The sequence below is a fragment of the Ralstonia sp. SET104 genome, from assembly GCF_003851545.1.
In the GTDB taxonomy this organism is placed as follows: Bacteria; Pseudomonadota; Gammaproteobacteria; order Burkholderiales; family Burkholderiaceae; genus Ralstonia.
Genome location: NZ_BHVX01000002.1, coordinates 94,732 through 117,336 on the forward strand (window position 1 = coordinate 94,732; position 22,605 = coordinate 117,336).

Consider the following 22,605-nt stretch of genomic DNA (forward strand, 5'->3'; position numbering starts at 1 on the left):
AAGTGAGGAAAAAGCGCGCGTCTTCAAGCTTGCCGAGCACGGCAGGCCGATGCGTCGAATTAAAATGGCGGAAAGTCCAAATTGTACGCTGATGACCGCTTCACAGCCTTGCCCCCAACCGCCCACCGACACGCTGCGCCAGGCCGCCCTGGCGGCGCTGTGTCTTACGGATCCTGCCAGCAAGGTGGGCGCCACGCTGCGACTGGGCGAACGTGCTCACAGCGCCGACGATGCGAGCTGGGGCGCTGAAGACGTTATCGCCACACCGGCAAGCGGCGTCCCCGGTCGGCCAGACGTGCCGGTGCTCGTGCCACCTGCCGCCGTTCCGCGCCGCCGTGCGATCGATACGCCGCGTGGACGCGCTGCGCTGCTGCATGCGCTCGCGCACATCGAATTCAACGCCATCAACCTCGCACTGGACGCCGTGTGGCGCTTTGCCGGCATGCCGGTCGCGTTCTACCAGGATTGGACGCGCGTGGCGGCGGAGGAGGCGACGCACTTTTCAATGCTTTGCGCTCATCTGGCCACGCTGGATTGCCGCTACGGCGATCACCCCGCCCACGATGGCCTCTGGCAGATGACGGAGAAGACCGCCCCCGATCCGCTCGCGCGCATGGCATTGGTGCCGCGCACGCTGGAAGCACGCGGGCTTGACGCCTCGCCGCCGATCCGCGCCAAGTTGGCGCAGGCGGGCGATATGGCGGCCGCCGGCATCCTCGACATCATTCTGCGCGACGAGATCGGTCACGTGGCAGTCGGAAACCGCTGGTACCGCTGGCTGTGCGAGCGCGCCGGGCTGGACCCCGTGCCGACGTATCGCGCGCTGGCCGAACAATACGGAGCACCGCGGCTGCGTGGGCCGTTCAACCTTGAAGCTCGCCGTCAGGCCGGCTTTGACGACGACGAAATCGCCGCGCTGGAAGCCACGTTCTAAGCGCCACGATATTGGCCGTCCGCCGCTATAATCCCCAGAAAAAGAACGATCGTTCGATTTCTATTCGGTGACGAAAACCATGGACTACACCACACGGCCTGCGGCGCGCCAAGTCTCCCGCTCGACTTACTTGCCTGTGCGCGGCTTGCGCTATCACATCCGCGAATGGGGCGAGCCCGGTGCGCCCATCCTGTTCCTGTTTCATGGGTGGATGGATGTGTCGGCGTCATTTCAGTTTCTGGTGGATGCGCTGCGTGAGCGTTGGCACATCGTGGCGCCGGATTGGCGTGGCTATGGCCAGACCGCCCGGCCCACCGATGCCCCCGGTGTTGAGAGCTATTGGTTTGCCGATTACGTGGCCGACCTCGAAGCCATCATCGATCACTACCAGCCTGAAGGGCAGGTGGCGCTCGTCGGCCACAGCCTGGGCGCCAACGTGGTTTGCCTGTACGCGGGCATCCGGCCCGAGCGCGTGCGGCGTGTGGTCGATCTGGAAGGTTTCGGCATGTCGGCATCAAAGGCGTCGCAGGCCCCGCGCCGCTACGCGCGCTGGCTCGATGAGCTGAAGGACAAACCGCGCCTGAACACCTATGCCACCGTTGAAGACGTCGCCGCGCGCCTGCAGAAGACCAACCCACGCTTGCCTGCTGACAAGGCGGCATTCCTGGCGCAGCATTGGTCGAGCCAGAACGCCGAGGGCCGGTGGGAGATTCTGGGCGACCCTGCACACAAAATCATCAATCCGCAGTTGTATCGGCTGGATGAGGTGATGGAGATCTGGCGCCGCGTGACTGCGCCCGTGTTGCACGTCGAGGCGGTCGATTCGCCCACGTTGAAGGCCATTGCCGGCGATGTGCCGTTGCCCGAGTTCAAGACGCGCTTTGCGGCGTTTCCTGATTTTCGGGAGGTATTGATCGCGGATGCAGCGCACATGCTGCATCACGATCAGCCCGAGCAGGTGGCCGCGCTGATCGAGGAATTCTGCTTGCAGCGTTGAGCCCCGGGGCTCAGTCGAGAAACCGTTGCACGACGACGGGCAGCGGCGGGATGCAGGTTTCCGGGGACGGTGCACGCATGCGGACGACTTAGTCCGCCGTCACATGCAGCTTCGTTTGCAGCCCGGCGTCGTTGCTCGAATGCGTATGCACGAGCGTCTTGTCCGGATTGGCGTAGCGGTAAGCGCGGCGCAGCGCCATCGCCACCTCATGGAAGCCCGACAGGATCAGCTTCTGCTTGTTCGGATACAGCGCGATATCGCCCGCCGCAAAAACACCCGGTCTTGAGGTTTCGTAAGCCGTGGTCTCCACCGTGATGCGGCCCGCGCGCATGTCCACGCCCCAGTTGGTGATCGGTCCCGGTTCGGAGACCAGGCCGTACAGCGCGATCAGTTCATCGCAGGGCACAACGGTTTCGCCTTCGCGCCCGCGGATGGCCGCGCCGGTGAGTGTGCCGTCGGGTGTGCTGTCCAGGCGGGAGAGCATGCCGAGCACGAAATCCATTTCACCGGCAGCAACGGCGGCGCGCATTTCGACGACGCTTGCCTCGGCCGCGCGAAAACCTTCTCGCCGATGCACCAATGTCACGCGCGCGGCCAATTTGCGCAACGCCAGCGCCCAGTCGAGTGCCGAATCTCCGCCGCCGGCAATGACAACGCGCTTGCCCGCGAAGCGGGCGGTGTCGCGCACGGCGTAGTGCAGATGGCGGTCTTCCAGCGCGGCCGCTTCGGGCAGGGCCACGCGTTGCGGCGTAAACGCGCCGTTGCCTGCGGTGATAAGTACGGCCGCACAGTCGAACACATCGCCAGCACTTGTGGTGACGCGAAAGCGCCGGCCATGCTCGCCCTCCAGTGTCTCCACGGTTTCAGCGCGGCGGCCACACAGGATCGGATAGTTGAACGGCGCGCATTGCGCCATCAGCCGGTCGACGAGTTCTTGCGCCGTGCACGACACCAGGGCTGGGATGTCGTAAATCGGTTTTTCGGGATACAGCTCAGTGCATTGACCACCCGGGCGGTCCAGTGCATCCACCAGCACGCACGACATCCCGAGCACGCCCGCCTGAAACGCTGCGAACAGGCCAACCGGCCCGGCGCCCACGATCAGCACGTCGATGCGTTGCTCCACGGGTTGGGCGGAATCGGTGGGGAGGGTGGCGGCGGAAGTCATGACAAAGCGCAGAGAACGAAACAATGTGGCCACTATAGCCTGCAGCAAGCGGCTCGCCGCAAACACCGCCACGGGCAGTCGGGTCTTCCGAATGCCGTTCCGTGGTGGGGTGAAGGCCCCAGGTGGCGCGCTGCAGCAGTAAAATGACCAAATGCCGAACATCTCCGCTGCCTCTGCCCGAAACGCCGATCTGCACTGTCATTCCACGGTGTCGGACGGCATGCTCACGCCGCGCGAAGTGGCTGCACGCGCTGCCGCCCACGGTGTGACGCTTTGGGCGCTGACCGATCATGATGAAGTGAGCGGTCAGGCCGCAGCGCGCGAAGCAGCGGCGGCGTTGGGCATGGATTACCTGTCGGGCGTGGAGATTTCCGTCACATGGGCGGGGCGTACGCTGCACATCGTCGGCCTGGGCATCGATCCGGACAACGCCGATCTGGTGCAGGGCCTGGAACGCACGCGCTCCGGCCGCTGCGCGCGCGCCGAAGACATCAGCGCCGCGCTTGCCAAGCTCGGCATCGAAGGTGCCTACGAAGGCGCGCTGAGCTACGCTGGCAACCCCGACATGGTCTCGCGCACGCATTTCGCACGTTTTCTCGTTGAGCACGGCCATTGCCGCGATATTCACGAGGTGTTCGAGCGCTACCTCGGCGACGGCAAGCCGGGCTACGTGCCGCACCGCTGGGCGCGCCTGGCCGATGCGGTTGGCTGGATCAAAGGCGCGGGCGGCGTCGCGGTGATGGCACATCCAGGCCGCTACACGCTGTCGCTGGTCGAGCACAGCGCGTTGTTTGATGAATTCAAGGCGCTGGGAGGCGAGGGCGTAGAGGTCATTACCGGCAGCCATACGCCCGACCAATACGCGCTGTACGCCAACGTGGCGCGCCGCTATGGCTTGCTGGCTTCGCGCGGTTCCGACTTTCACGGCCCCGGTGAGGGCCGGGTCGAACTCGGCGCGCTGCCGCCGCTGCCCGACAATCTGACGCCGGTATGGAGCCGGTGGATGTCGTAGGTCTTCGCCCTCGTCCCCGTCCGCGCCGCATGTCCCAATTCTTCCAAATCCACCCAACTACGCCCCAAGGGCGCTTGATTCGCCAAGCGGCTGAAATCATCCGTGCCGGCGGCCTGGTCGCGCTGCCCACCGATTCCTGCTACGCGCTGGCCTGTCATCTGGACGACAAATCGGCCGTCGAGCGCCTGCGCCGTGTGCGCAGTATCGACGAAAAGCACCACCTCACGCTGATGTGCCGGGATCTTTCCGAACTGGCTACGTTCGCGCGCGTCGACAACAAGCAATACCGAGTGCTGAAGGCGGCCACGCCCGGCCCGTTCGTGTTCCTGCTGGAAGCGACCAAGGAAGTGCCGCGTCGGCTCTCGCACCCGTCGCGTAAAACCATCGGCCTGCGCGTGCCCGAACACCCGATTCCTCTGGCGCTCATGGCCGAACTGGGTGAGCCGCTGCTATCGGCCACGCTGCAACTGCCCGGCGATGATGCGCCGCTTAATGAGGCCGAAACCATTCGGGACCGGCTCGAAAAGCAGCTCGAACTTGTCATCGACGGCGGCCCCGCACCGGCTGAACCCACCACCGTCGTCGACTTGACCGGCGGCGAGCCTGAACTCGTGCGTCAGGGTCGGGGCGATCCCGCCCGCGTCGGCTTGTAAGCGCGCACTCGACGCGTGTTTCGGCGGCGCCGTGCCGCCACGCGCGCTTGCTACAATAGCCCGCCTATGGACCCCACCCTGATCCAGAACATCGCGATTTACGCGATTCCCGTCCTGTTTGCCATCACGCTGCATGAGGCCGCGCATGGCTATGTCGCCAAGCATTTCGGCGACGATACCGCCTATGTCATGGGCCGCATCAGCATCAACCCGCTGCGGCACATCGATCCGATCGGCACGATTGCGATGCCGCTGCTGTTGTATTTCGCGACCAAGGGCGCCTTCGTGTTCGGCTACGCCAAGCCGGTGCCGGTGCGTTTTGGCCGCCTGCGCGATCCGCGCTGGCACGGCATGTGGGTGGCGCTGGCGGGGCCGGCCACTAACTTTGTCCAGGCGATCCTCTGGGGAGCGCTGGCTGTGCTGTTCGCCGTGGGCGGCGTGAATGAGCCGTTCCTGATCGGCATTGCGCGCGCTGGCATTCTCGTCAATATGGTGATGGCGGCGTTCAACATGTTTCCGTTGCCGCCACTCGATGGTGGGCGCGTGCTGACAGCGTTGCTGCCACCGCGCGCGGCGCTGGCGTTTGCGCGCATCGAGCCATTCGGTTTCTTTATCGTGATGGCGCTGATTATTTACGACGTCATCACCAATTTCTGGATGCGCCCGATCATGGCGCTGCTGTTTCAATTGCTGCAGTGGATTCTGAGCCCGCTGCAGATGCTGTTTTCCTGAGTCTTCAACTCCATTTCCCACATGTTTCCTGACCGCGTTCTCTCCGGCATGCGTCCGACCGGTGCTCTGCACCTGGGGCATTACCACGGCGTTCTGAAAAACTGGGTCCGGCTGCAAGCCGAATACCCATGCTTCTTCTTCGTTGCCGATTGGCACGCGCTGACCACGCACTACGAGTCGCCCGAGGTGATTGAGGCGTCCGTGTGGGAAATGCTGATCGACTGGCTGGCCGCTGGTGTCGATCCGACGCAGTCCACGCTGTTCATCCAGAGCCGCGTGCCCGAGCATGCCGAGCTGTTCCTGCTGCTCTCGATGGGCACGCCGCTGGGCTGGCTCGAACGCGTGCCGACCTATAAGGATCAGATCGAGAAGCTCAAGGAAAAAGATCTCTCCACCTATGGCTTCCTCGGCTATCCGCTGCTGCAGGCTGCTGACATCCTGATCTACCGCGCTGGCTTCGTGCCGGTGGGTGAAGACCAGGTGCCGCACGTCGAGATGACGCGCGAAGTCGCCCGCCGCTTCAACTATCTGTACGGCCGCGAACCTGGCTTTGAAGAAAAGGCGCTGGAAGCGGCCAAGAAGCTCGGCGGCAAGCGCGCCAAGCTGTATCTGGAGCTGCGCACGGCCTACCAGGAGCGCGGTGAAGACGAAGCGCTGGAGCAGGCTCACGCGCTGCTGGCCGAGTCGCAAAGCCTCTCGATGGGTGACCGGGAGCGCCTGTTCGGCTACCTGGAAGGCGCTCGCAAGATCATCCTGCCTGAGCCGCAGGTGCTGCTGACTGAAGCGTCGCGCATGCCCGGTCTCGATGGCCAGAAGATGTCCAAGTCTTATGGCAACACCATCCGCATGCGCGAGGACAAGGAAACCGTCGAGAAAAAGGTCCGCACCATGCCGACTGACCCGGCTCGCGTGCGCCGCACCGATCCGGGCGACCCCGACAAGTGCCCGGTCTGGCAACTGCATCTGGTCTACTCCGATTCGGACACGAAAGAGTGGGTGCAGAAGGGCTGCCGCAGCGCCGGCATCGGCTGCCTGGAGTGCAAGCAGCCAGTGATCGAAGGCATTTTGCGCGAGCAGCAGCCGATGCTCGAACGCGCCCAGAAGTACATGGACGACCCGTCTCTGCTGCGCGCCATCATCGCCGATGGTTGCGACAACGCACGCAAGGTCACGCAAGAGACCATGCGTGAGGTGCGCGAGGCGATGGGCCTGTCCTATAGCTGATGGGCTGTTGATGTCTGCTGTTGCACGTGATCCGCATACGCTGACAGCTCCTTCGCCTTGGGTGACGCGTTGGGCGGCTGAGCTGCCGGCCGGCGCCTCGGTGCTGGATGTCGCCTGCGGCAGCGGCCGTCACGCACGCTGGCTTGCCACGCGTGGTCTGCGTGTGACTGGCGTCGACCGCGATGCGGCAGCGCTTGCAGGCCTTTCGGGGGCCGTCAAAACCATCCTCGCCGACATTGAGGCGGGCCCTTGGCCGTTGCCTGCCGGAGCCACGTTCGATGCCGTTGTCGTCACGAATTACCTGCACCGGCCACTTTGGCCACAGTTGCTGGCAGCCGTTGCGCCGGGTGGCCGGCTGATCTACGAAACCTTCGCCGTTGGAAACGAAACCGTCGGGAAGCCGTCCAATCCGGCATTCCTGCTGGCGCCGGGCGAGCTGCTCGATGCTGTGCGAGGTCAGTTGCGCGTGATCGGCTACGAAGACGGTTTTCTCGCATCGCCCCGGGATGCTTATGTGCAGCGGGTTTGCGCGGTTCGCGAACCTGCCGGCGAGGTTGCCCTGCGCTACGCACTTTGAAGTTGCTGAGTGTCGTGTCGTACCCGTCTCTTGGTGGGTCTCAGATGTGGCGAATCCGTTCTGACGATCCGGTACAATCCGACTGTTTACGTTCACGCTTTTGTCTGCTTTCGAAACCATGATCCAGATTTCCGGCAGTCTCGTCGCCATCGTCACGCCCATGCACGAGGACGGCAGCCTTGATTTCCCGTCCCTGCGCAAGCTTATCGACTGGCACATCGCCGAGGGTACCGACGGCATCGTGATCGTTGGCACCAGCGGTGAATCTCCGACCGTATCGGTGGAAGAGCATCGTGAGCTGATCCGCGTGGCGGTCGAGCAAGCCAACAAGCGCATCCCTATCATCGCCGGCACCGGCGGCAACTCCACCACCGAAGCGATCGAGCTGACGGCCTACGCCAAGCAGGTGGGCGCCGATGCCTCGCTGCAAGTCGTGCCGTACTACAACAAGCCGACGCAGGAAGGCATGTATTTGCACTTCCGCAAGGTGGCTGAGTCGGTTGACCTGCCCGTCATCTTGTACAACGTGCCCGGCCGCACGGTGGCCGATATGACGGTCGAAACCATGCTGCGTCTGGCCGAAGTGCCGGGCATCATCGGCGTGAAGGAAGCCACCGGCAACATCGACCGTGCCGCGCAGCTCATCAAGGGCGCGCCAGCGTCGTTCAAGATTTACAGCGGGGATGACCCGACCGCCATCGCGCTGATGCTGCTGGGCGGTCACGGCAACATCTCTGTGACGGCCAACGTGGCACCGCGTGCCATGCACGAGCTGTGCGCTGCCGCCATGCGCGGCGATGTGGAGACGGCACGCCGCATCCACATGCAGTTGCTGTCGGTGCACAAGAGTCTATTCGTCGAGGCGAATCCGATTCCCGTCAAGTGGGCTCTCCAGGCCATGGGCAAAATGGAGGGCGGCATCCGCCTGCCGTTGACGCCACTGGCTCCCCAGTATCACGAGGTTGTGCGCGCATCCCTGAAAGATGCCGGGCTGCTCTCCTGATTGTTTCAAGGCGCTTCTCAGGCCCTTAAGCCATCGTTCTCATCTGAAGGATCGCAAGTCAATGAAACTGCACCAAACCCGTCGCGGGGCTGTGGCGACGTCCGCTCAACTGTTGCTGGCCGCGCTGTCGGTTGCCCTGATTTCCGGTTGCGATACCGTCAATGAGGCGATGCAGCCCGACCGCATCGATTACAAATCGCAGGCCAAGAAGGGCCCGACGCTTGAGGTCCCGCCCGATCTGACCGGCATTCAGGCTGACCGCCGCTACGCTGCGCCGGACACGGGCACGACCACGCTGTCGGCCTATACCTCGACGGCACCCAAGGTTACGGCGCCCGGCTCGGGCACTGAGAACGTGCTGCCCGCCGTATCCGACATGCGCATCGAGCGCGACGGCAATCAGCGCTGGCTTGTCGTGAAGACCACGCCGGACGCCCTGTGGCCGCAACTGCGTACGTTCTGGCAGGAACTCGGCTTCCTGCTGGTGATCGACTCGCCCGAGACCGGCATCATGGAAACCGACTGGGCTGAGAACCGCGCGAAAATTCCGCAGGACATCATCCGCCGCACGGTGGGCAAGGTGTTCGACGGCCTGTATTCGACCTCTGAGCGCGACAAGTTCCGCACCCGCATCGAGAAGGGGCCGAACGGTTCGGTCGAGGTCTACATCTCGCACCGCGGCGCGCAGGAACAGCTGGTGGGTTCATCCAAGGACCAGACCGTATGGACGCCACGTCCGGCCGATCCGGAGCTCGAAGCCGAATTCCTCTCGCGCCTGATGCAGCGTCTGGGCGCCAGCAAGGAAGCCGCACAGCAGAAGCTGGCACAAACGCAGACTGCGCACCCGGTGCAAGCGGGCACGAAGGAGACCGAGGGCGTGCAGACTGTGCGCGCCGCCGGCCCGTCGCTGCTGACGCAATCGAATGGTCAGCCAGCCCTGCAGGTGCCGGAACCCTTCGATCGCGCCTGGCGCACCGTGGGTCTGGCGCTGGACCGCGTGAACTTCACTGTGGATGACCGCGACCGCACGCAAGGCGTGTACTTCGTCCGCTACGCTGATACCCGTGCAGAAGCCAACGCACCGGGCTTCTTCTCACGCCTGTTCTCTGGCACCAAGATTGAAGACCTCAAGCGCGCCAAGCGCTATCGCGTGGTGGTCAAGGATGCCGGCACGTCGTCGACGGTTCTGGTACAGAACGATGACGGCTCCGCGCAGACCGGCGACATCGGCAAGCGCATTCTGTCGCTGCTCGACGAGCAATTGCGGTAATCAGCATAATGCAGTACGGCTGCCTGGGTGGGCGATGACACTGAGATTCGCCAGCCTTGGCAGCGGCAGTGAAGGAAATGCGCTGCTCGTCGAATCCGCGAGCGGAACGACGTGCACTCGCATCCTGCTGGATTGCGGGTTCGGTATCCGCGAAACCGTCCGGCGGCTCGAACGCCTGGGCTGCACGCCGGAATCTCTCAACGCCATCCTCGTCACGCACGAGCATAGCGATCACGTTGGCAGCGCCTATGCGGTTGCCGCCAAATTCAATCTCCCCGTCTGGACAAGCCACGGCACGTATCGTGCCACCGAGAACCTGCGCGGCGCTGACCGCGCGGCCGTGCGCTTCTGCCGCGCTGACGATATGTTCAGCATTGACGACCTGCAGGTCTTGCCGTACACCGTGCCGCATGACGCGCGCGAACCGTTGCAGTTCGTCTTCCACGATGGTGCACGGCGTCTGGGTGTGCTGACCGACGCCGGTATGTCGACGGAATACCTTTGTACGCACCTGAAGGGCATGCACGCGCTCGTGCTTGAGTGCAACCACGACCGCGAGATGCTGGCCAACTCGGCCTATCCATGGTCATTAAAATGCCGTATCGGCGGGGATTTTGGCCATCTGGCCAATGACATTGCCGCGGCGATTCTCACGCGCGTGCACCATGACGCGTTGCATACGGTGGTGGCCGCGCATCTGTCAAAGCAGAACAACACTCCGTTGCTAGCGGCTCAGGCGATTGCTGTGCCACTGGGGGCAAGCGTTGAAGACGTCCCGATTGCGGATCAGGAAGAGGGCCTGCTCTGGCGCACCGTTTGAGCGCAGGCGGCTCGGCAAGGACTGCTTGTAAGATTCAGAAACAACTTTGAGTGGCAGTCGGGTGGTGCAATTGCTGTGCTGGTTGTCGCCTAAATCATGCGCATAAAAAAAGCCGACCCGAAGGTCGGCTTTTTTGTCTCGCGAGAAGCGCGATTATTGCTTGGCAGCCGGGGCCGAAGCTTCAGCAGCCGGAGCCGAAGCAGCAGCGTCCGAAGCAGCCGGAGCGGCCGGAGCAGCAGCAGCGTCCGAGGCAGCCGGAGCGGCCGGAGCAGCAGCGGCCGGAGCCGAGGCTTCCGGAGCAGCGGCCGGAGCAGCTGCTTCTTCCTTCTTACCGCAAGCAGCCAGAGCCACAGCAGCCATCAGCGAGGCGATCAGGAGAGACTTTTTCATTTTTTCGATCCTTAAACTGAATATGGAAAGCGGACAACAGAAAGGGCGATGAATAATTACCGGTAATTATCGCTCAGGTACTACACCTTCTTCTATGCTGGCAGCCAAGCTGCACGAGGGCTGCTCGGCCTGCAAGCTAGCGTCGGATTATAGCGACCTTTACTTACCCTGTGTAGCTCAGTCTGGCCTGGCGCACGTACGATCCAAGCACTTTTGTAACGATCTGTTTCAACGCGGAATCATTGCCGCGCAGGCCCGGCCAACCTCAGCCAGCCTTCTTCGTACCATGCGTGTAACGTATCCATGAGATCAGGCAAGCTGGCCGCAGCATCGACCGATGCAGCGCTCGCGTGGCGCGCGTCCGCCAACGCGCAAAGCCACGCAAGCAGTGTTCCCGAGGGCTCAAACGTATCGCCGTTGATCCAGAAGCGTTGCGCGTCATACAGCGCCTGCGTGCGCGCATCGAGCACGATACCTTCCTTGCGTGCCCGGGCGGTGAAGCGGGCAAGCGGCAGACGAGGTTGCGTGACGAAATCGACGTGATCCTTGGGTTCGGACAGGTACGCACCAAGGAATTCACCCACGAGTTCGGGCGTCCAGCGCAGTGCATTGAGCTTCTGGGCGAGCGCCTTGACCATGGCGGCCGGCAATTCGCCCGGTCGGTCGGTCGGCTTCTGATCGGGATCGGCGTAGCGGCCTTCGAAGTTGGGGTCGTCTTCCAGTGTTTGCGAGAGGAAGCCTAGAAAATGGCCCGCCAACTCGCGGTATGAGGGCGATCGGAAACCGATCGAATATGTCATGCAATCGCCCTCAGCCACACCATCGTGCGCGTAGTGCGGAGGCAGATAGAGCATGTCGCCGGGCTGGAGCACGAACTCCTCTTCGGGCTGGAAATTGGCAAGGATCTTGAGCGGCAGGTCGGGCACGAGCGTGAGATCGTCCTGAGCGGAAATCCGCCAACGGCGCTTGCCATGCGCCTGTAGCAGGAACACATCGTACGAATCGAAATGAGGGCCGACACCGCCGCCGTCGGTGGCGAAGCTGATCATCACATCATCGAGCCGCGCGTCGGGAATGAATCGGAAGCGCTGCATGAGCGCTTCGACGGCCGGCTCGACGAGGTTCGCACCCTGCACAAGCACCGACCAGTTGCGCGTCTTGCGCGAGGGCAGCGGGCGCTCGTCGAATGGGCCGTGGTTGAACGACCAGCGTCCGCGCGATTGCGCGATCAGCCGCGACTCAACGTCGGGGCGCTCGGCCAGCGACAGCACACGTTCGGGCGACAGCGGAAAGTGCAGCGCACGCATCTCTTCGGGCGAGAGTGCCTGACGGATCAGCAGGGGCTTCTTCTGCCAGTGCGTGCGCATGAAATCGCGCGGCGAAAGACCGCCAAGCAGCTGTGCCGGATGCCCCGCCGGAAGAGCGGGTTGGACGCCGCCATCGGCAGCGTATAATGGGGCTTCGTTCATGGAGTGCGCAATTGAAAATCGCGAAGAATACGGTGGTGTCGGTGGCTTACAAACTGTCCGACGCGCAGGGCAACGTCATCGAGGAGTCCGATGAGCCGATGGTGTATTTGCACGGCGGCTATGATGGCACGTTCCCCAAGATCGAGGAAGCGCTGGACGGCCAGGAGCAAGGCTTCGAGACCAACCTGCAACTCGAGCCGGACGATGCTTTCGGTGATTATGATCAAGAGTTGATCAAGATCGAGCCGCGTGATCGCTTTCCGGAGCCGCTGGAAGTCGGCATGCAATTCGAGGGCGTGCCCGAAGACGGTGACGAGGAAGACGCCATTGTCTACACCGTCACCGACGTGGCCGAAGACAAGGTCGTGCTGGACGGCAATCACCCGCTGGCCGGCATGGCGCTGCGCTTCGAACTCAGGGTGACCGAAGTGCGTGAAGCCACGGCTGAAGAAATCGAGCACGGCCACGTGCACGGCGAAAACGGCCTCGAAGTGGTGGACGAGGACGAAGACGACGACAAGCCACACACGCTGCACTGATCGGCAAGTCCATCCGGATATAGAGAACGGGAGCTTCGGTTATTCCCCCCAAGCGGGAATACATAGTTAGCTGAAGAGTGCTAGTTTTTTACTCAGACGCCCCTCATGCAGGGGTGTTTTTTTGTCCGCGTTTTTTGGAAGCCATACCCTACCCCGATTGGGAGCAATTTAAGTGGACTTGTGAGCTAGTGTGGGAGCACTTTACGGATAGACGCCGGCGAAGTGGCGTGAGTTCCGGGGCTCAGCTGGCGTTCTTACTGTGGAAGGTTTTGGGTGCCAAATCGTTCAAAGAAGTTGTCGGAGTTTTTCACAAAGACGGCTCACATATCGAGGACGCAATTGATTCGGCGTTGGACTTCCAGCGTCAGTGGTCTGAATTTAAGGCCCCGAACCTGCTCTCCGCACTGAATCGTATCCAACAGCACATCTTTCAACGATTCAACCTCGTGCCAGGGAATTACGACGCCTACATCGCGCATATCGAAAATTTGGGCCGGAGCCCCGTTGTGAATGCTCTAGACGAGTATGGGATTCCCGTCCAGGTTGGAGAGGTCCTATGGAGGGCAATTGGCGGACCTACGTCGTTGGACGTAGCCTTAGAGGAGTTGCGCCATCTAAACACATCGTCAATGGCGCTGTCGTCGTTCGAGCGCGAGCTTATATCGGCGTTACAAACGACCTTGTAGTTGGCTTGACCTGCTCCCGGTTTAGTACGAATCGCACGTAGAGTCCGAGGTTAAAAACGCTTTCTGCTCATGCCCCTGCGCAAACTGCGCGGGGGGCAGATAGCCGAGCGAGCGGTGAGGCCGCTCGGTGTTGTACTCGATACGCCATTCCTCAATCAGCTGCCTGCAGTGCATGAGAGAGCCAACGCCCCGCACTACGGACCTAGTAGCCGATTGGCAAGCGCCATCGGGAAGGGATACGAGAAGGCACCGACGTGGCGTCTGCGCTCAACCAAACTATGTTGAGCGATGTATTTCTACATACTTGCACATAGGCGTGGAAACGGTTGTCACCGACTATTTCGCGAGCACTACCTCACAAACTATGCACCCGCAGGGTATGAGAGCCTCGGCTCCCGTTTTTCATTGCGCCGGTGCAGGCGTGATTTCCGGGGCCGGAGCGGGGGTGTTGTCGATGCGGCGGCTGCGGATATGGAAGAGCGGCTTGCGGCCCGGCGTGACGGACACTTCCAGCCAGCGATCGAGCACCGGCGAGCCATAGGTGCGTGCGCGCATGACGTGCGGATCGGGCTGGCCGTCTTCGTCCTTGAGCGGTCGGTCGAGCACGAAGGTCTGGCTCGCACCATGGACGAGCAGCACCGCACCGTCGTAGCCCTGCGTAAGCGCGCGCAGTTGCCGCTTGAGTGCCAGATAACCGTCATGTGTGCGGCGCCGAAGCAGACCGTCGAGCAGGTTAGGAGCACGGCGGCGTTCCCAACCGTCTTCAAAGAGCGGGTCGGCCTGCATCATGATCACGACGCCAGCCATTTTGCGCTGGCGGGCAACGGCAAAGGCACGGGCGAGCCATTGGCGATTGGCTTCGAGGCGGTCTTCGTATTCGCCGTTGCGGCCGCCGGCGATCTTGTAGTTGTTGTTGTCGCCAGGCACGTTGAGGGTGACGAACAGCACGTCGTTCATCGTCCAGCGCGTGTTTTCGCGGTAGCTGCGAAATTTGGCCTGATCGGATTGGCGCATGACTGTCATGGTGCGCTGGCCGAGCGTGTTGTCGTCGGGGTAGAACAGTTCGCGCAGGCGCAATAGGCGCTCCACGGGGTCGAAGTTGCCGGCGGTGGGGCGCTGGCAGTCGCTCCAGTCGTGGTCCCCCGGGATGTAGATGACGGGCGTGATCAGGCTGTCGAGCAGGTCGTGGCGCGTTTCGAGCAGCGTGTCGGAGCACGATTCGTCGCGGCCTTTGAGGTTGCCCAAGTGGACGACGAAGGCCGGGTGTTCGGCGTCGATAGCGTCGAGCAATGCGCGTGCGGGGGCCACATCTTCGGCGCGCTCGGGCACGTTGCCTATCACGGCAAACGTGAAGGCTGCCGGTGCGTCCGGGGCAGGTTTCGCGGCCTTGGGCGCGGCCGGTACGGCCATCGGCAGCAGCATTGCCCACATCATGGCGATGCATTGGAGCGTGCGGGAAGCCGAGCCGTGCCGGGCCATCGGGATCAGGCGGTCGGGCTCGCGAGCGCCTTGAGCCGGTACAGCGCGTCGAGCGCTTCACGCGGCGTCATGTCGTCGGGATCGATGCCAGCGAGGGCGTCGGTCAGCGCGGCGCCAGGAGCCTCAATGTCGTCCTCGTCGTCGGCCTCCTCGTCGTCGAGGGGGGTATTCGCTGCGAGCGCGAAGAGGTCGAGCTGCGGTGTGGCGCCGGTGTCGGCAGAATGCTGCTCCAACCAGGCCAGTCGCTTGCGCGCTGCACGAATGACCGGTTGCGGCACACCTGCCAGTTGCGCCACCTGTAAGCCGTAACTCTGACTGGCCGGGCCTTCCTGCACGGCATGCAGGAAGACGATGCCTTCGCCGTGTTCAACGGCCGAGAGATGCACGTTCGCGGCTTGTGCGAACTCCTGCGGCAGTTGCGTCAGTTCAAAGTAGTGCGTGGCGAACAGTGTGTGACTGCGGTTGTGCGAGAGCAGATGGCGCGCGATTGCCCACGCAAGCGCCAGACCATCGAACGTGCTCGTGCCCCGCCCGATCTCGTCCATCAGCACCAGGCTGTTGGGCGTGGCGCGGTGCAGGATGGCGGCGGCTTCCGTCATTTCAACCATGAAGGTCGAACGTCCGCCGGCCAGATCGTCGGCTGCGCCGATGCGTGTGAAGATTCGGTCGATCGGGCCGATGGTCGCAGCTTCCGCCGGCACAAACGCGCCCACGTATGCAAGCAGCACGACCAATGCGGTTTGGCGCATGAAGGTCGATTTACCGCCCATGTTCGGGCCGGTGATCAGCAGGAGCTTGCGCGCGTCCTGCAGGACGCAGTCGTTGGCGACGAACTGCTCGACTTGCTGCTCAACTACAGGATGGCGCGCGCGCGTCAGTTCAATACCGGGCGCATCCGTCAGCATCGGGCGCGACCACGACAGCGCATGCGCGCGCTCGGCCAGTGTGGCAAGCACATCGGCCTGTGCCAGCGCGGCGGCGATGCGCTTGAACTCGGCCAGATGCGGCAGCAGCTTCTGCAGCAATTCTTCGTAAAGGAGTTTTTCGCGCGACAAGGCGCGATCCTGTGCGGAGAGTGCCTTGTCTTCAAATGCCTTCAGTTCGGGCGTGATGTAGCGTTCGGCGTTCTTGAGCGTTTGGCGGCGGCGGTAGTCATCGGGCACCTTGGCCACCTGGCCATTGGTGACTTCGATGTAGAAGCCGTGCACACGGTTGTACTCGACACGCAGATTGGCGATGCCGGTGCGTTCGCGCTCGCGGGCTTCCAGGTCGACGAGAAACTGACCGCAGTTCTCCGAGATGTCTCGCAGCGCATCGAGATCCGCATCGTAGCCGCGGGCGATCACGCCGCCGTCGCGCACCATCGCCGCCGGTTCAGTCATCACGGCGCGCTGGAGCAGGTCGTGAGCGTCTTCCGGCAGCGTGAGCGCAGCGTAAAGCTCGGCCAACAGCGGAGCGGCATCGCTCTGCGGCAACTCTTCGCGAATCTCGGGCAAGCGCGCAAGCGTGTCGCGCAGCGAGGAAAGATCGCGCGGGCGTGCACTTAGCAGCGCAAGCCGCCCGGTAATGCGCTCCGCATCTGACAGCGTGCGCAGCGTTGCACGTAGCGTTTGCCAATCGCTGCCGAGCAGTACTTCAATGGCTTGTTGCCGTGCTTGCGGCACTGCGCGATCGCGCAGCGGGTGATGCAGCCAGTGACGCAGCAGGCGGCTGCCCATGCTGGTGGCGCAGGTGTCGAGCAGCGAGAACAGCGTCGGCGATTCCTGCCCGCGCAGCGTCTCGGTCAGTTCCAGGTTGCGGCGTGTGGCGGTGTCCAGGCCGATGAACTCGCTTTCATGCTCGACGGTCAGGCCGATCACGTGACGCAGTGATTGGCCTTGCGTGGCCGAGGCATAGTTCAGCAGCGCGCCGGCAGCCGCCAGCGCGGCCGTCAACGTTTCCGCGCCGAAGGCGACGAGGCTCGCCACGCCCAGTTGTTCGCGCAGGCGGCGCGTGCCGGCTTCCACGTCGAAGTGCCAATCGGGCAGGCGTGTGCGTGCAACGTCGACTTGGATGGCGTTGAGCGTTGCATCGTCGGCCAGCACTTCGGCTGGGCGGATGCGTTCGAGTTCGCGGTCGAGCTGGTCTGGGCTGCATTCCATGAGGCGCAGTTCGCCGCCGACAAGGTTGAGCCACGCCAGGCCGATCAACGGCGCCGCGCCGCGCTTGGCCGGCAGATGCGCAATGGCCAGCAGATGATTGTTGACCTTGTCGGAGAGCAGCGCGGCGTCCGTTAACGTGCCGGGTGTGACGACGCGTACCACCTTGCGCTCAACCGGCCCTTTTGTGGTCGCCGGGTCTCCAATCTGCTCGCAGATGGCGACCGATTCGCCCAACTTGACCAATTTGGCGAGGTATTGCTCGGCCGCGTGGAACGGGATGCCCGCCATGCGGATCGGATGCCCATTGGAGCTGCCCCGCGCGGTGAGCGTGATATCCAGCAGGCGCGAGGCTTTCTCGGCGTCTTCAAAGAAGAGCTCGTAGAAGTCGCCCATGCGGTAGAAGACAAGCGTGTCCGGATGCCCCGATTTAAGACGCAGATACTGCTGCATCATCGGGGTGTGCTTGTCGAACGGGCCGTATTTCGGATCGATCTCCAGAACCGGAGCGGAGTGTTCAGCCATGCGGTGTCATGCGTGGCGCGCAGCCCGATTGAATCCGATTGGGCCGTGCGCGGAAGGTGTTGAATCGCGCAATTGTTGCACACCTGCGATGCAGCTTCACCGCACATCGTCAGCGAGTCGGGCTTCGAGAAAATCCAAAAAGCATGCAATGCGCGAAGCCAACTGCGTATTGCGGTAGTACACCGCGTGAATGGGCTGCAGCACCTCCACTGTGGCATCCGGCAGCACCTGCACGAGATCCCCTTTGAGCCGGTCTTCGGCGGTCATGAAATCGGCCAGGCAGACGATGCCGGCGCCGTGCAAGGCGAGCTGGCGCAGGGTTTCACCGCTGGACGCCTTGAGCGTGGGTTCGATACGCAAGCGGTCGCCGTGCGGGCCGCGCAGGGGCCAGTGGTTCAGCGATTCCGGCTGCATGAAGCCGAGCAGGGCGTGCTTCTGCACGTCATCCACGCTGCGCGGCTGGCCGTGCGCTTTCAGATACGCGGGGCTCGCCAGCACGCGCAGGCGCCGGGTGCCGAGCAGCCGCGCACGCAAAGTGGAATCGCGCAGCGTACCAATGCGGATGGCCACGTCGGTGTCTTCTTCCAGCAGGTCGATCACCAAATCGTTGGTGTTCAGTTCCAGGTCGATCTGCGGATATTGCGCGCGGAAGTCCGGCACCAGCGGTGCGACCACATGCAGCATGAACGGCATGGCTGCATTGACGCGCAGGCGGCCAGCCGGCTGCTGGCGGCGCAGGGCGATCTGCTCCTCGGCCTCGTCCACGGCGGCGAGGATGCTGCGGGCCTGGGCCAGAAACGTCGCGCCCTCGTCAGTCAGGGACAGCCGGCGCGTGGTGCGCGAGAGCAGGGTGGTGTCCAGTTTCTCTTCCAGGCGGCGCAGCGCGCGGCTCACGCCCGACACTGTCTGGCCGAGCTGCTCGGCGGCGGCCGTCACGGAACCCGTATCGACCACGGTGCGGAAGGCGAGCAGTTCTTCGAGCGTCGTTTTCATCGTTGATTATCAATTTCAGATCAAAAGAATTCTGCCAAACGCGGCGTTTTTTGCAAATATCGGGCGATGCAAGCGGCACCTGGCGCCGGTTCAGGCGCGCAGCCGCCACGTTTTGCGGGGTTACGCCTACTCAAGATTGGTGAGCCACCTGCCGATAGACCTATCGAACCCCTAAAACTCTATGGAAACGCGTTTGCGCAAACGGCGCTCCGCGGCTCCGCATTCGGAGACTCTGGAATGAGCAAGCTCAGCTTTCGCCAAAAGCTTTGGTTGCCGTTGGTCATCAGCCTTGTCGCGCTGACCTTGATCTCGGTATTCAACGCGTATCAGGCGCGCGAGATCCGCGTGGAAGAGCGCAAGAACAATCTGGTTAGCGTGACCACCATGGCCATGAACCTCGTCAAGCAGTACGACGATTTGACCAAGAGCGGCACGCTGACCAAGGATGCCGCGCAGAAACAGGCGCTCGACCGCTTCAAGGCGCTGCGCTATGACAAGGACGGCTACTTCACCATCACCAGTTCCAACAACGTGGTGGTGATGCACCCGATCAAGCCCGAGTTCATCGGCAAGGATCAATCCGGCTTCAAGGATGCGCAGGGCAATGCCGTCTACATGGGCCTGACCAACGCCGCCAAAGATCCGAAAGGCGGATTCACCAGCTATGTGTGGCCGAAAGTCGGCGGATCGGAGCCGGTGCCCAAGACGGCCTTCGCAATGCGTTATGAGCCGTGGGACTGGGTGTTCTCGACTGGCGTCTACATGGACGACATCAACGCTGCGTTCATGACGTCGCTGTACCAGACCGGCGGCCTGCTGGTGCTGGTCGGGGGCCTGCTGTTGTTGCTGGGCAGCGTCGCCAACCGCGGCCTGCAGCGCACGCTGGGCGGCGACCCCGCCTACGCAGCCGAGGTGGCCAACCGCATTGCCGGCGGCGACCTGACGGTCGAGATCGCCACCCGCGCCGATGACAACCACAGCTTGCTCTACGCCATGAGCCGCATGCGCGGCGCGCTGGTGCAGACCATCGGCCGCATCAAGGGCGCCTCGGAAACGATCGGCACTGCCACGCGCGAGATCGCCAGCGGCAACCTTGATCTGTCGTCGCGCACGGAACAGCAGGCCAGCTCGCTGGAAGAAACTGCCTCGGCCATGGAAGAGCTGATGTCGACCGTGCAGCAGAATACTGACAACGCCCAACAGGCCAATCAACTGGCCGCGTCCGCCTCGGATGTGGCCGTGCGCGGTGGCGATGTGGTGACGCGCGTGGTGGAGACCATGGGTTCGATCAACGCGTCGTCGCGCAAGATCGTCGACATCATCGGTGTCATTGACGGCATCGCTTTCCAGACCAACATCCTCGCGCTCAACGCCGCGGTGGAAGCTGCCCGTGCCGGTGAACAGGGCCGCGGTTTTGCGGTCGTTGCTGGCGAAGTGCGCAGCCTTGCACAGCGCAGCGCGGCCGCCGCCAAGGAGATCAAGGCGCTGATCGACGATTCCGTAGTCAATGTGGACGCAGGCAGCGCGCTGGTGGAAGAGGCGGGCACGACCATGCGCGAGGTTGTTGCGAGCGTGAAGCGTGTGACCGATATCGTCGGCGAGATTGCGTCCGCGAGCCAGGAACAGCGCTCGGGCATTGAAGAGGTCAGTCACGCCGTCACGCAGCTCGACGACGCCACGCAGCAAAACGCCGCGCTGGTGGAACAAGCCGCTGCAGCCGCGCAATCGCTGGAAGAGCAGGCGGTGAGCCTGACGCAAGTGGTCGCGCAATTCCGCCTGGACGCGCATGCGCTGCACGCTCCTGCCATGGTGACCAAGGTCGAGCCGGCGGTTGCACCGCTCAAGCCTGTTGCAGCCGCAGCTCCGGCGGCGGCCAGGAACGAAGCGCCACGCCGCGAGCCTGCGAAGCCGAGCGCCGAAGCCGCCCACCCCAAGCTCACGTCACGCAAGGCGCCCGTGCTGCGCAAGGGCGCTGCCAAGCCGGCCGCGAAACAACCCGCCCAGCAACCCGCCCAGCAGCCTGCACCGGTTGCCGTGCCCGCCAGTCTTGCCAAAGCAAAACCGCTGGTCGCGGCCGGCGACGATTCCGATTGGGAAACGTTCTGATATTCAACGTATTGCCTCCGGTGCAACGTTACTCAGCGCTGGCCGGATTCCGGAGACAAAGATGGACCGCATTTTGAAGAACACCAGTGTGCGTGCTGGCCTGCTGGCGATTCTGATCACCTTTGCGCTGATGATCGTGGTCGGGGCGGCGGTGGGCGTTCTGGCCCTGCGCACCACCAACTCCGCGACCGAGCGCGTGCATGACATTTCAGACCGCAGCATGCTGCTGAACGACGCGTACAAAGACATGCAGCGCGCGCGCACCGGCATGTCGCGCTTGTACAGCGTCCTGCGCGAGAACATGGACGATGCGGCCAAGTCGGCAGCGCTCGCCAGTTCGGAAAAGGGTTTGAAGAAATCGATCGCGCAGGTGGAAGCGTTCAAGAATGCGCCGCCCATCGAAGGTATCGACCAGGCGCAGCACCAAGCGATCGTTCAAGCCGCGCAGACGCATATCGAGGCCGTGCAGCGAGCCCTGGCCGCCTTGCGCGCCGGCGACGCCGCAGCCTACGCTCCAATTAACTACAAGGACGTGACCGATACCGGTGCGGCCTGGTCGGTACAGATCGAGAACTTCCAGCAGCTCGTCAAGACACTGGCCAAAGACCAAGCCGATGGCGGCCGCGCACGCTACGAAACGATCCTGAAGTTTGTGGCGCTGGGTATTGCCATGGCGCTTGCATTGATCGTGGCGGTCTTCTATGGGCTCAAGGCGTTTGTGATCACGCCGCTCAACGAAGCCGTGACCGTGCTGAGCCGCGTGGCCGAAGGCGATCTGGCCATCCACGTGAAGACGGGCGGCCGCAATGAACTCGGCCGCCTGCTGGCCGCCGTGGGCCGCATGCGCGAGAGCCTGGTGAACACCGTGCGCCAGGTGCGCAACAGCTCGGACTCCGTTAACACCGGCGCGCACGAAATCGCCAGTGGCAACCTGGATTTGTCCACGCGCACGGAGCAGCAGTCGGCATCGCTGGAGAAGACGGCCGCGAGCATGGAGCAGATGACCTCCACCGTGACGAACAACTCCGACAATGCGCGCCAAGCCAGTGCGCTGGCGTCCAACGCCGCTGATCTGGCTTCGCGCGGTGGCGACGTGGTTCGCGGCGTGGTGGCCACCATGGACGACATCAGCGCGGGCTCGCGCAAGATGGCCGACATCATCGGCGTGATTGATGGCATTGCGTTCCAGACCAACATTCTCGCGCTCAACGCCGCCGTGGAAGCCGCCCGCGCCGGCGAGCAGGGCCGCGGCTTTGCCGTGGTGGCTGGCGAAGTGCGTGCGCTGGCCCAGCGCAGTGCCGCAGCGGCCAAGGAAATCAAGACGCTGATCGACGACTCGGTGTCGCGTGTGCAAGCGGGTCACACGCAGGTCGCGCAGGCTGGCCAGACCATCACCGAGACGGTGGAGGCCGTGCGCCGCGTGGCCAATATTGTTGAGGATATCGCCTCCGCATCCGCCGAGCAGACGCAGGGCATCCTGCAGATCGGCCAGGCCGTGACGGAAATGGAGCAGGTCACGCAGCAGAACGCCGCGCTGGTCGAGCAGGCCGCGGCTGCCGCGCAGTCGCTGGAAGAGCAGGCGCAGAACCTGGCGCAGGTGGTATCGCAGTTCCGGCTGGACGGGGCGGAGACCGCCGCCATGGCCCCACTGAAACCTGAGAAGGTTGCCAAGCCTGTGACCAAGGCTGCCGCTAGGCCGCTCACCCCGGCCAAGCCTGCGCGCGCAGCCATCCGCAAGCGTGAGCCGAAGCTGGCGGCTCAGCCGGTAGCTGCTGCGCCGGCTGCACCCGCCGCCGCTGTTCCTGTTGCCGCTTCCGCCAGAAAGCAGACGCTGGCCGTGGCCGGTGGCGGTTCCGATGCGGATTGGGAAACGTTCTGAGCGGTTGAGAA

General features: G+C 63.3%; 20 protein-coding genes. 13 read left to right on the plus strand and 7 right to left on the minus strand.

From position 1 onward, the window contains the following. The first annotated feature begins 91 nt into the window (after positions 1-91). Both PSUB009319_RS03065 and PSUB009319_RS03070 read left to right on the plus strand, forming a co-directional pair. Positions 92-934 carry a ferritin-like domain-containing protein gene (locus tag PSUB009319_RS03065; protein WP_124380792.1) on the plus strand — a complete coding sequence of 281 codons (843 nt, stop codon included), beginning with the start codon at positions 92-94 and terminating at the stop codon, positions 932-934. A gap of 79 nt (positions 935-1,013) precedes the next feature. After that, entirely contained in the window at positions 1,014-1,931 is a 918-nt protein-coding gene (locus PSUB009319_RS03070; RefSeq protein ID WP_124380793.1) for an alpha/beta fold hydrolase, read from the plus strand. 88 nt (positions 1,932-2,019) lie between these two features. On the opposite strand, the gene PSUB009319_RS03075 is transcribed toward PSUB009319_RS03070, so the two are convergent. Continuing rightward, a complete protein-coding gene (locus tag PSUB009319_RS03075; protein WP_124380794.1) occupies positions 2,020-3,099 on the minus strand; it encodes an NAD(P)/FAD-dependent oxidoreductase in 1,080 nt (359 codons plus the stop codon). Positions 3,100-3,250: 151 nt separating this feature from the next. Between PSUB009319_RS03075 and PSUB009319_RS03080 the strand changes: the two genes are divergently transcribed. From PSUB009319_RS03080 to PSUB009319_RS03115, 8 genes are all read left to right on the plus strand, one after another. After that, positions 3,251-4,111, plus strand: a complete 861-nt coding sequence (locus PSUB009319_RS03080) for a 3',5'-nucleoside bisphosphate phosphatase (protein WP_124380795.1) — start codon at positions 3,251-3,253, stop codon at positions 4,109-4,111. A gap of 29 nt (positions 4,112-4,140) precedes the next feature. Continuing rightward, positions 4,141-4,764: an L-threonylcarbamoyladenylate synthase gene (locus PSUB009319_RS03085; RefSeq protein WP_124380796.1), complete on the plus strand. Its 624-nt coding sequence runs from the start codon at positions 4,141-4,143 to the stop codon at positions 4,762-4,764. Between the two features lie 66 nt (positions 4,765-4,830). Then, positions 4,831-5,496: a site-2 protease family protein gene (locus PSUB009319_RS03090; protein ID WP_124380797.1), complete on the plus strand. Its 666-nt coding sequence runs from the start codon at positions 4,831-4,833 to the stop codon at positions 5,494-5,496. A 21-nt stretch (positions 5,497-5,517) separates the two neighbouring features. Next, positions 5,518-6,720, plus strand: a complete 1,203-nt coding sequence (locus PSUB009319_RS03095) for a tryptophan--tRNA ligase (protein WP_124380798.1) — start codon at positions 5,518-5,520, stop codon at positions 6,718-6,720. A 10-nt stretch (positions 6,721-6,730) separates the two neighbouring features. Further along, positions 6,731-7,297, plus strand: coding sequence for a bifunctional 2-polyprenyl-6-hydroxyphenol methylase/3-demethylubiquinol 3-O-methyltransferase UbiG (locus tag PSUB009319_RS03100; protein WP_124380799.1), 567 nt, complete (start codon positions 6,731-6,733; stop codon positions 7,295-7,297). Positions 7,298-7,415: 118 nt separating this feature from the next. Next, a complete protein-coding gene (dapA, locus tag PSUB009319_RS03105; RefSeq protein WP_124380800.1) occupies positions 7,416-8,300 on the plus strand; it encodes a 4-hydroxy-tetrahydrodipicolinate synthase in 885 nt (294 codons plus the stop codon). A gap of 61 nt (positions 8,301-8,361) precedes the next feature. After that, entirely contained in the window at positions 8,362-9,570 is a 1,209-nt protein-coding gene (gene bamC / locus PSUB009319_RS03110) for an outer membrane protein assembly factor BamC (protein ID WP_124380801.1), read from the plus strand. A 34-nt stretch (positions 9,571-9,604) separates the two neighbouring features. Continuing rightward, positions 9,605-10,390: an MBL fold metallo-hydrolase gene (locus PSUB009319_RS03115; RefSeq protein ID WP_124380802.1), complete on the plus strand. Its 786-nt coding sequence runs from the start codon at positions 9,605-9,607 to the stop codon at positions 10,388-10,390. 153 nt (positions 10,391-10,543) lie between these two features. On the opposite strand, the gene PSUB009319_RS03120 is transcribed toward PSUB009319_RS03115, so the two are convergent. Then, complete coding sequence (locus PSUB009319_RS03120; protein ID WP_124380803.1) at positions 10,544-10,780, minus strand: hypothetical protein; 237 nt, start codon at positions 10,778-10,780, stop codon at positions 10,544-10,546. A 239-nt stretch (positions 10,781-11,019) separates the two neighbouring features. After that, positions 11,020-12,249 (minus strand): cupin domain-containing protein, encoded by a 1,230-nt coding sequence (locus tag PSUB009319_RS03125; RefSeq protein WP_124380804.1) that lies wholly within the window; start codon positions 12,247-12,249, stop codon positions 11,020-11,022. A gap of 11 nt (positions 12,250-12,260) precedes the next feature. Between PSUB009319_RS03125 and PSUB009319_RS03130 the strand changes: the two genes are divergently transcribed. After that, positions 12,261-12,788, plus strand: a complete 528-nt coding sequence (locus PSUB009319_RS03130) for a peptidylprolyl isomerase (protein ID WP_124380805.1) — start codon at positions 12,261-12,263, stop codon at positions 12,786-12,788. Between the two features lie 707 nt (positions 12,789-13,495). On the opposite strand, the gene PSUB009319_RS23450 is transcribed toward PSUB009319_RS03130, so the two are convergent. The 4 genes from PSUB009319_RS23450 to PSUB009319_RS03150 form a co-directional block, all read right to left on the minus strand. Continuing rightward, positions 13,496-13,648, minus strand: a complete 153-nt coding sequence (locus PSUB009319_RS23450) for an integrase core domain-containing protein (RefSeq protein WP_124380806.1) — start codon at positions 13,646-13,648, stop codon at positions 13,496-13,498. A 228-nt stretch (positions 13,649-13,876) separates the two neighbouring features. Further along, positions 13,877-14,953, minus strand: coding sequence for a metallophosphoesterase (locus tag PSUB009319_RS03140; protein WP_124380807.1), 1,077 nt, complete (start codon positions 14,951-14,953; stop codon positions 13,877-13,879). Positions 14,954-14,958: 5 nt separating this feature from the next. Beyond that, positions 14,959-17,616: a DNA mismatch repair protein MutS gene (mutS, locus tag PSUB009319_RS03145; RefSeq protein ID WP_124380808.1), complete on the minus strand. Its 2,658-nt coding sequence runs from the start codon at positions 17,614-17,616 to the stop codon at positions 14,959-14,961. A gap of 96 nt (positions 17,617-17,712) precedes the next feature. After that, a complete protein-coding gene (locus PSUB009319_RS03150; protein WP_124380809.1) occupies positions 17,713-18,609 on the minus strand; it encodes a LysR family transcriptional regulator in 897 nt (298 codons plus the stop codon). Between the two features lie 237 nt (positions 18,610-18,846). On the opposite strand from PSUB009319_RS03150, the gene PSUB009319_RS03155 reads away from it, so the two are divergent. Both PSUB009319_RS03155 and PSUB009319_RS03160 read left to right on the plus strand, forming a co-directional pair. After that, a complete protein-coding gene (locus PSUB009319_RS03155; protein WP_124380810.1) occupies positions 18,847-20,715 on the plus strand; it encodes a methyl-accepting chemotaxis protein in 1,869 nt (622 codons plus the stop codon). A gap of 61 nt (positions 20,716-20,776) precedes the next feature. Continuing rightward, the gene (locus PSUB009319_RS03160; RefSeq protein ID WP_124380811.1) at positions 20,777-22,594 is read left to right on the plus strand and encodes a methyl-accepting chemotaxis protein; all 1,818 of its coding nucleotides are present in this window, start codon (positions 20,777-20,779) and stop codon (positions 22,592-22,594) included. Positions 22,595-22,605 lie beyond the last annotated feature (11 nt).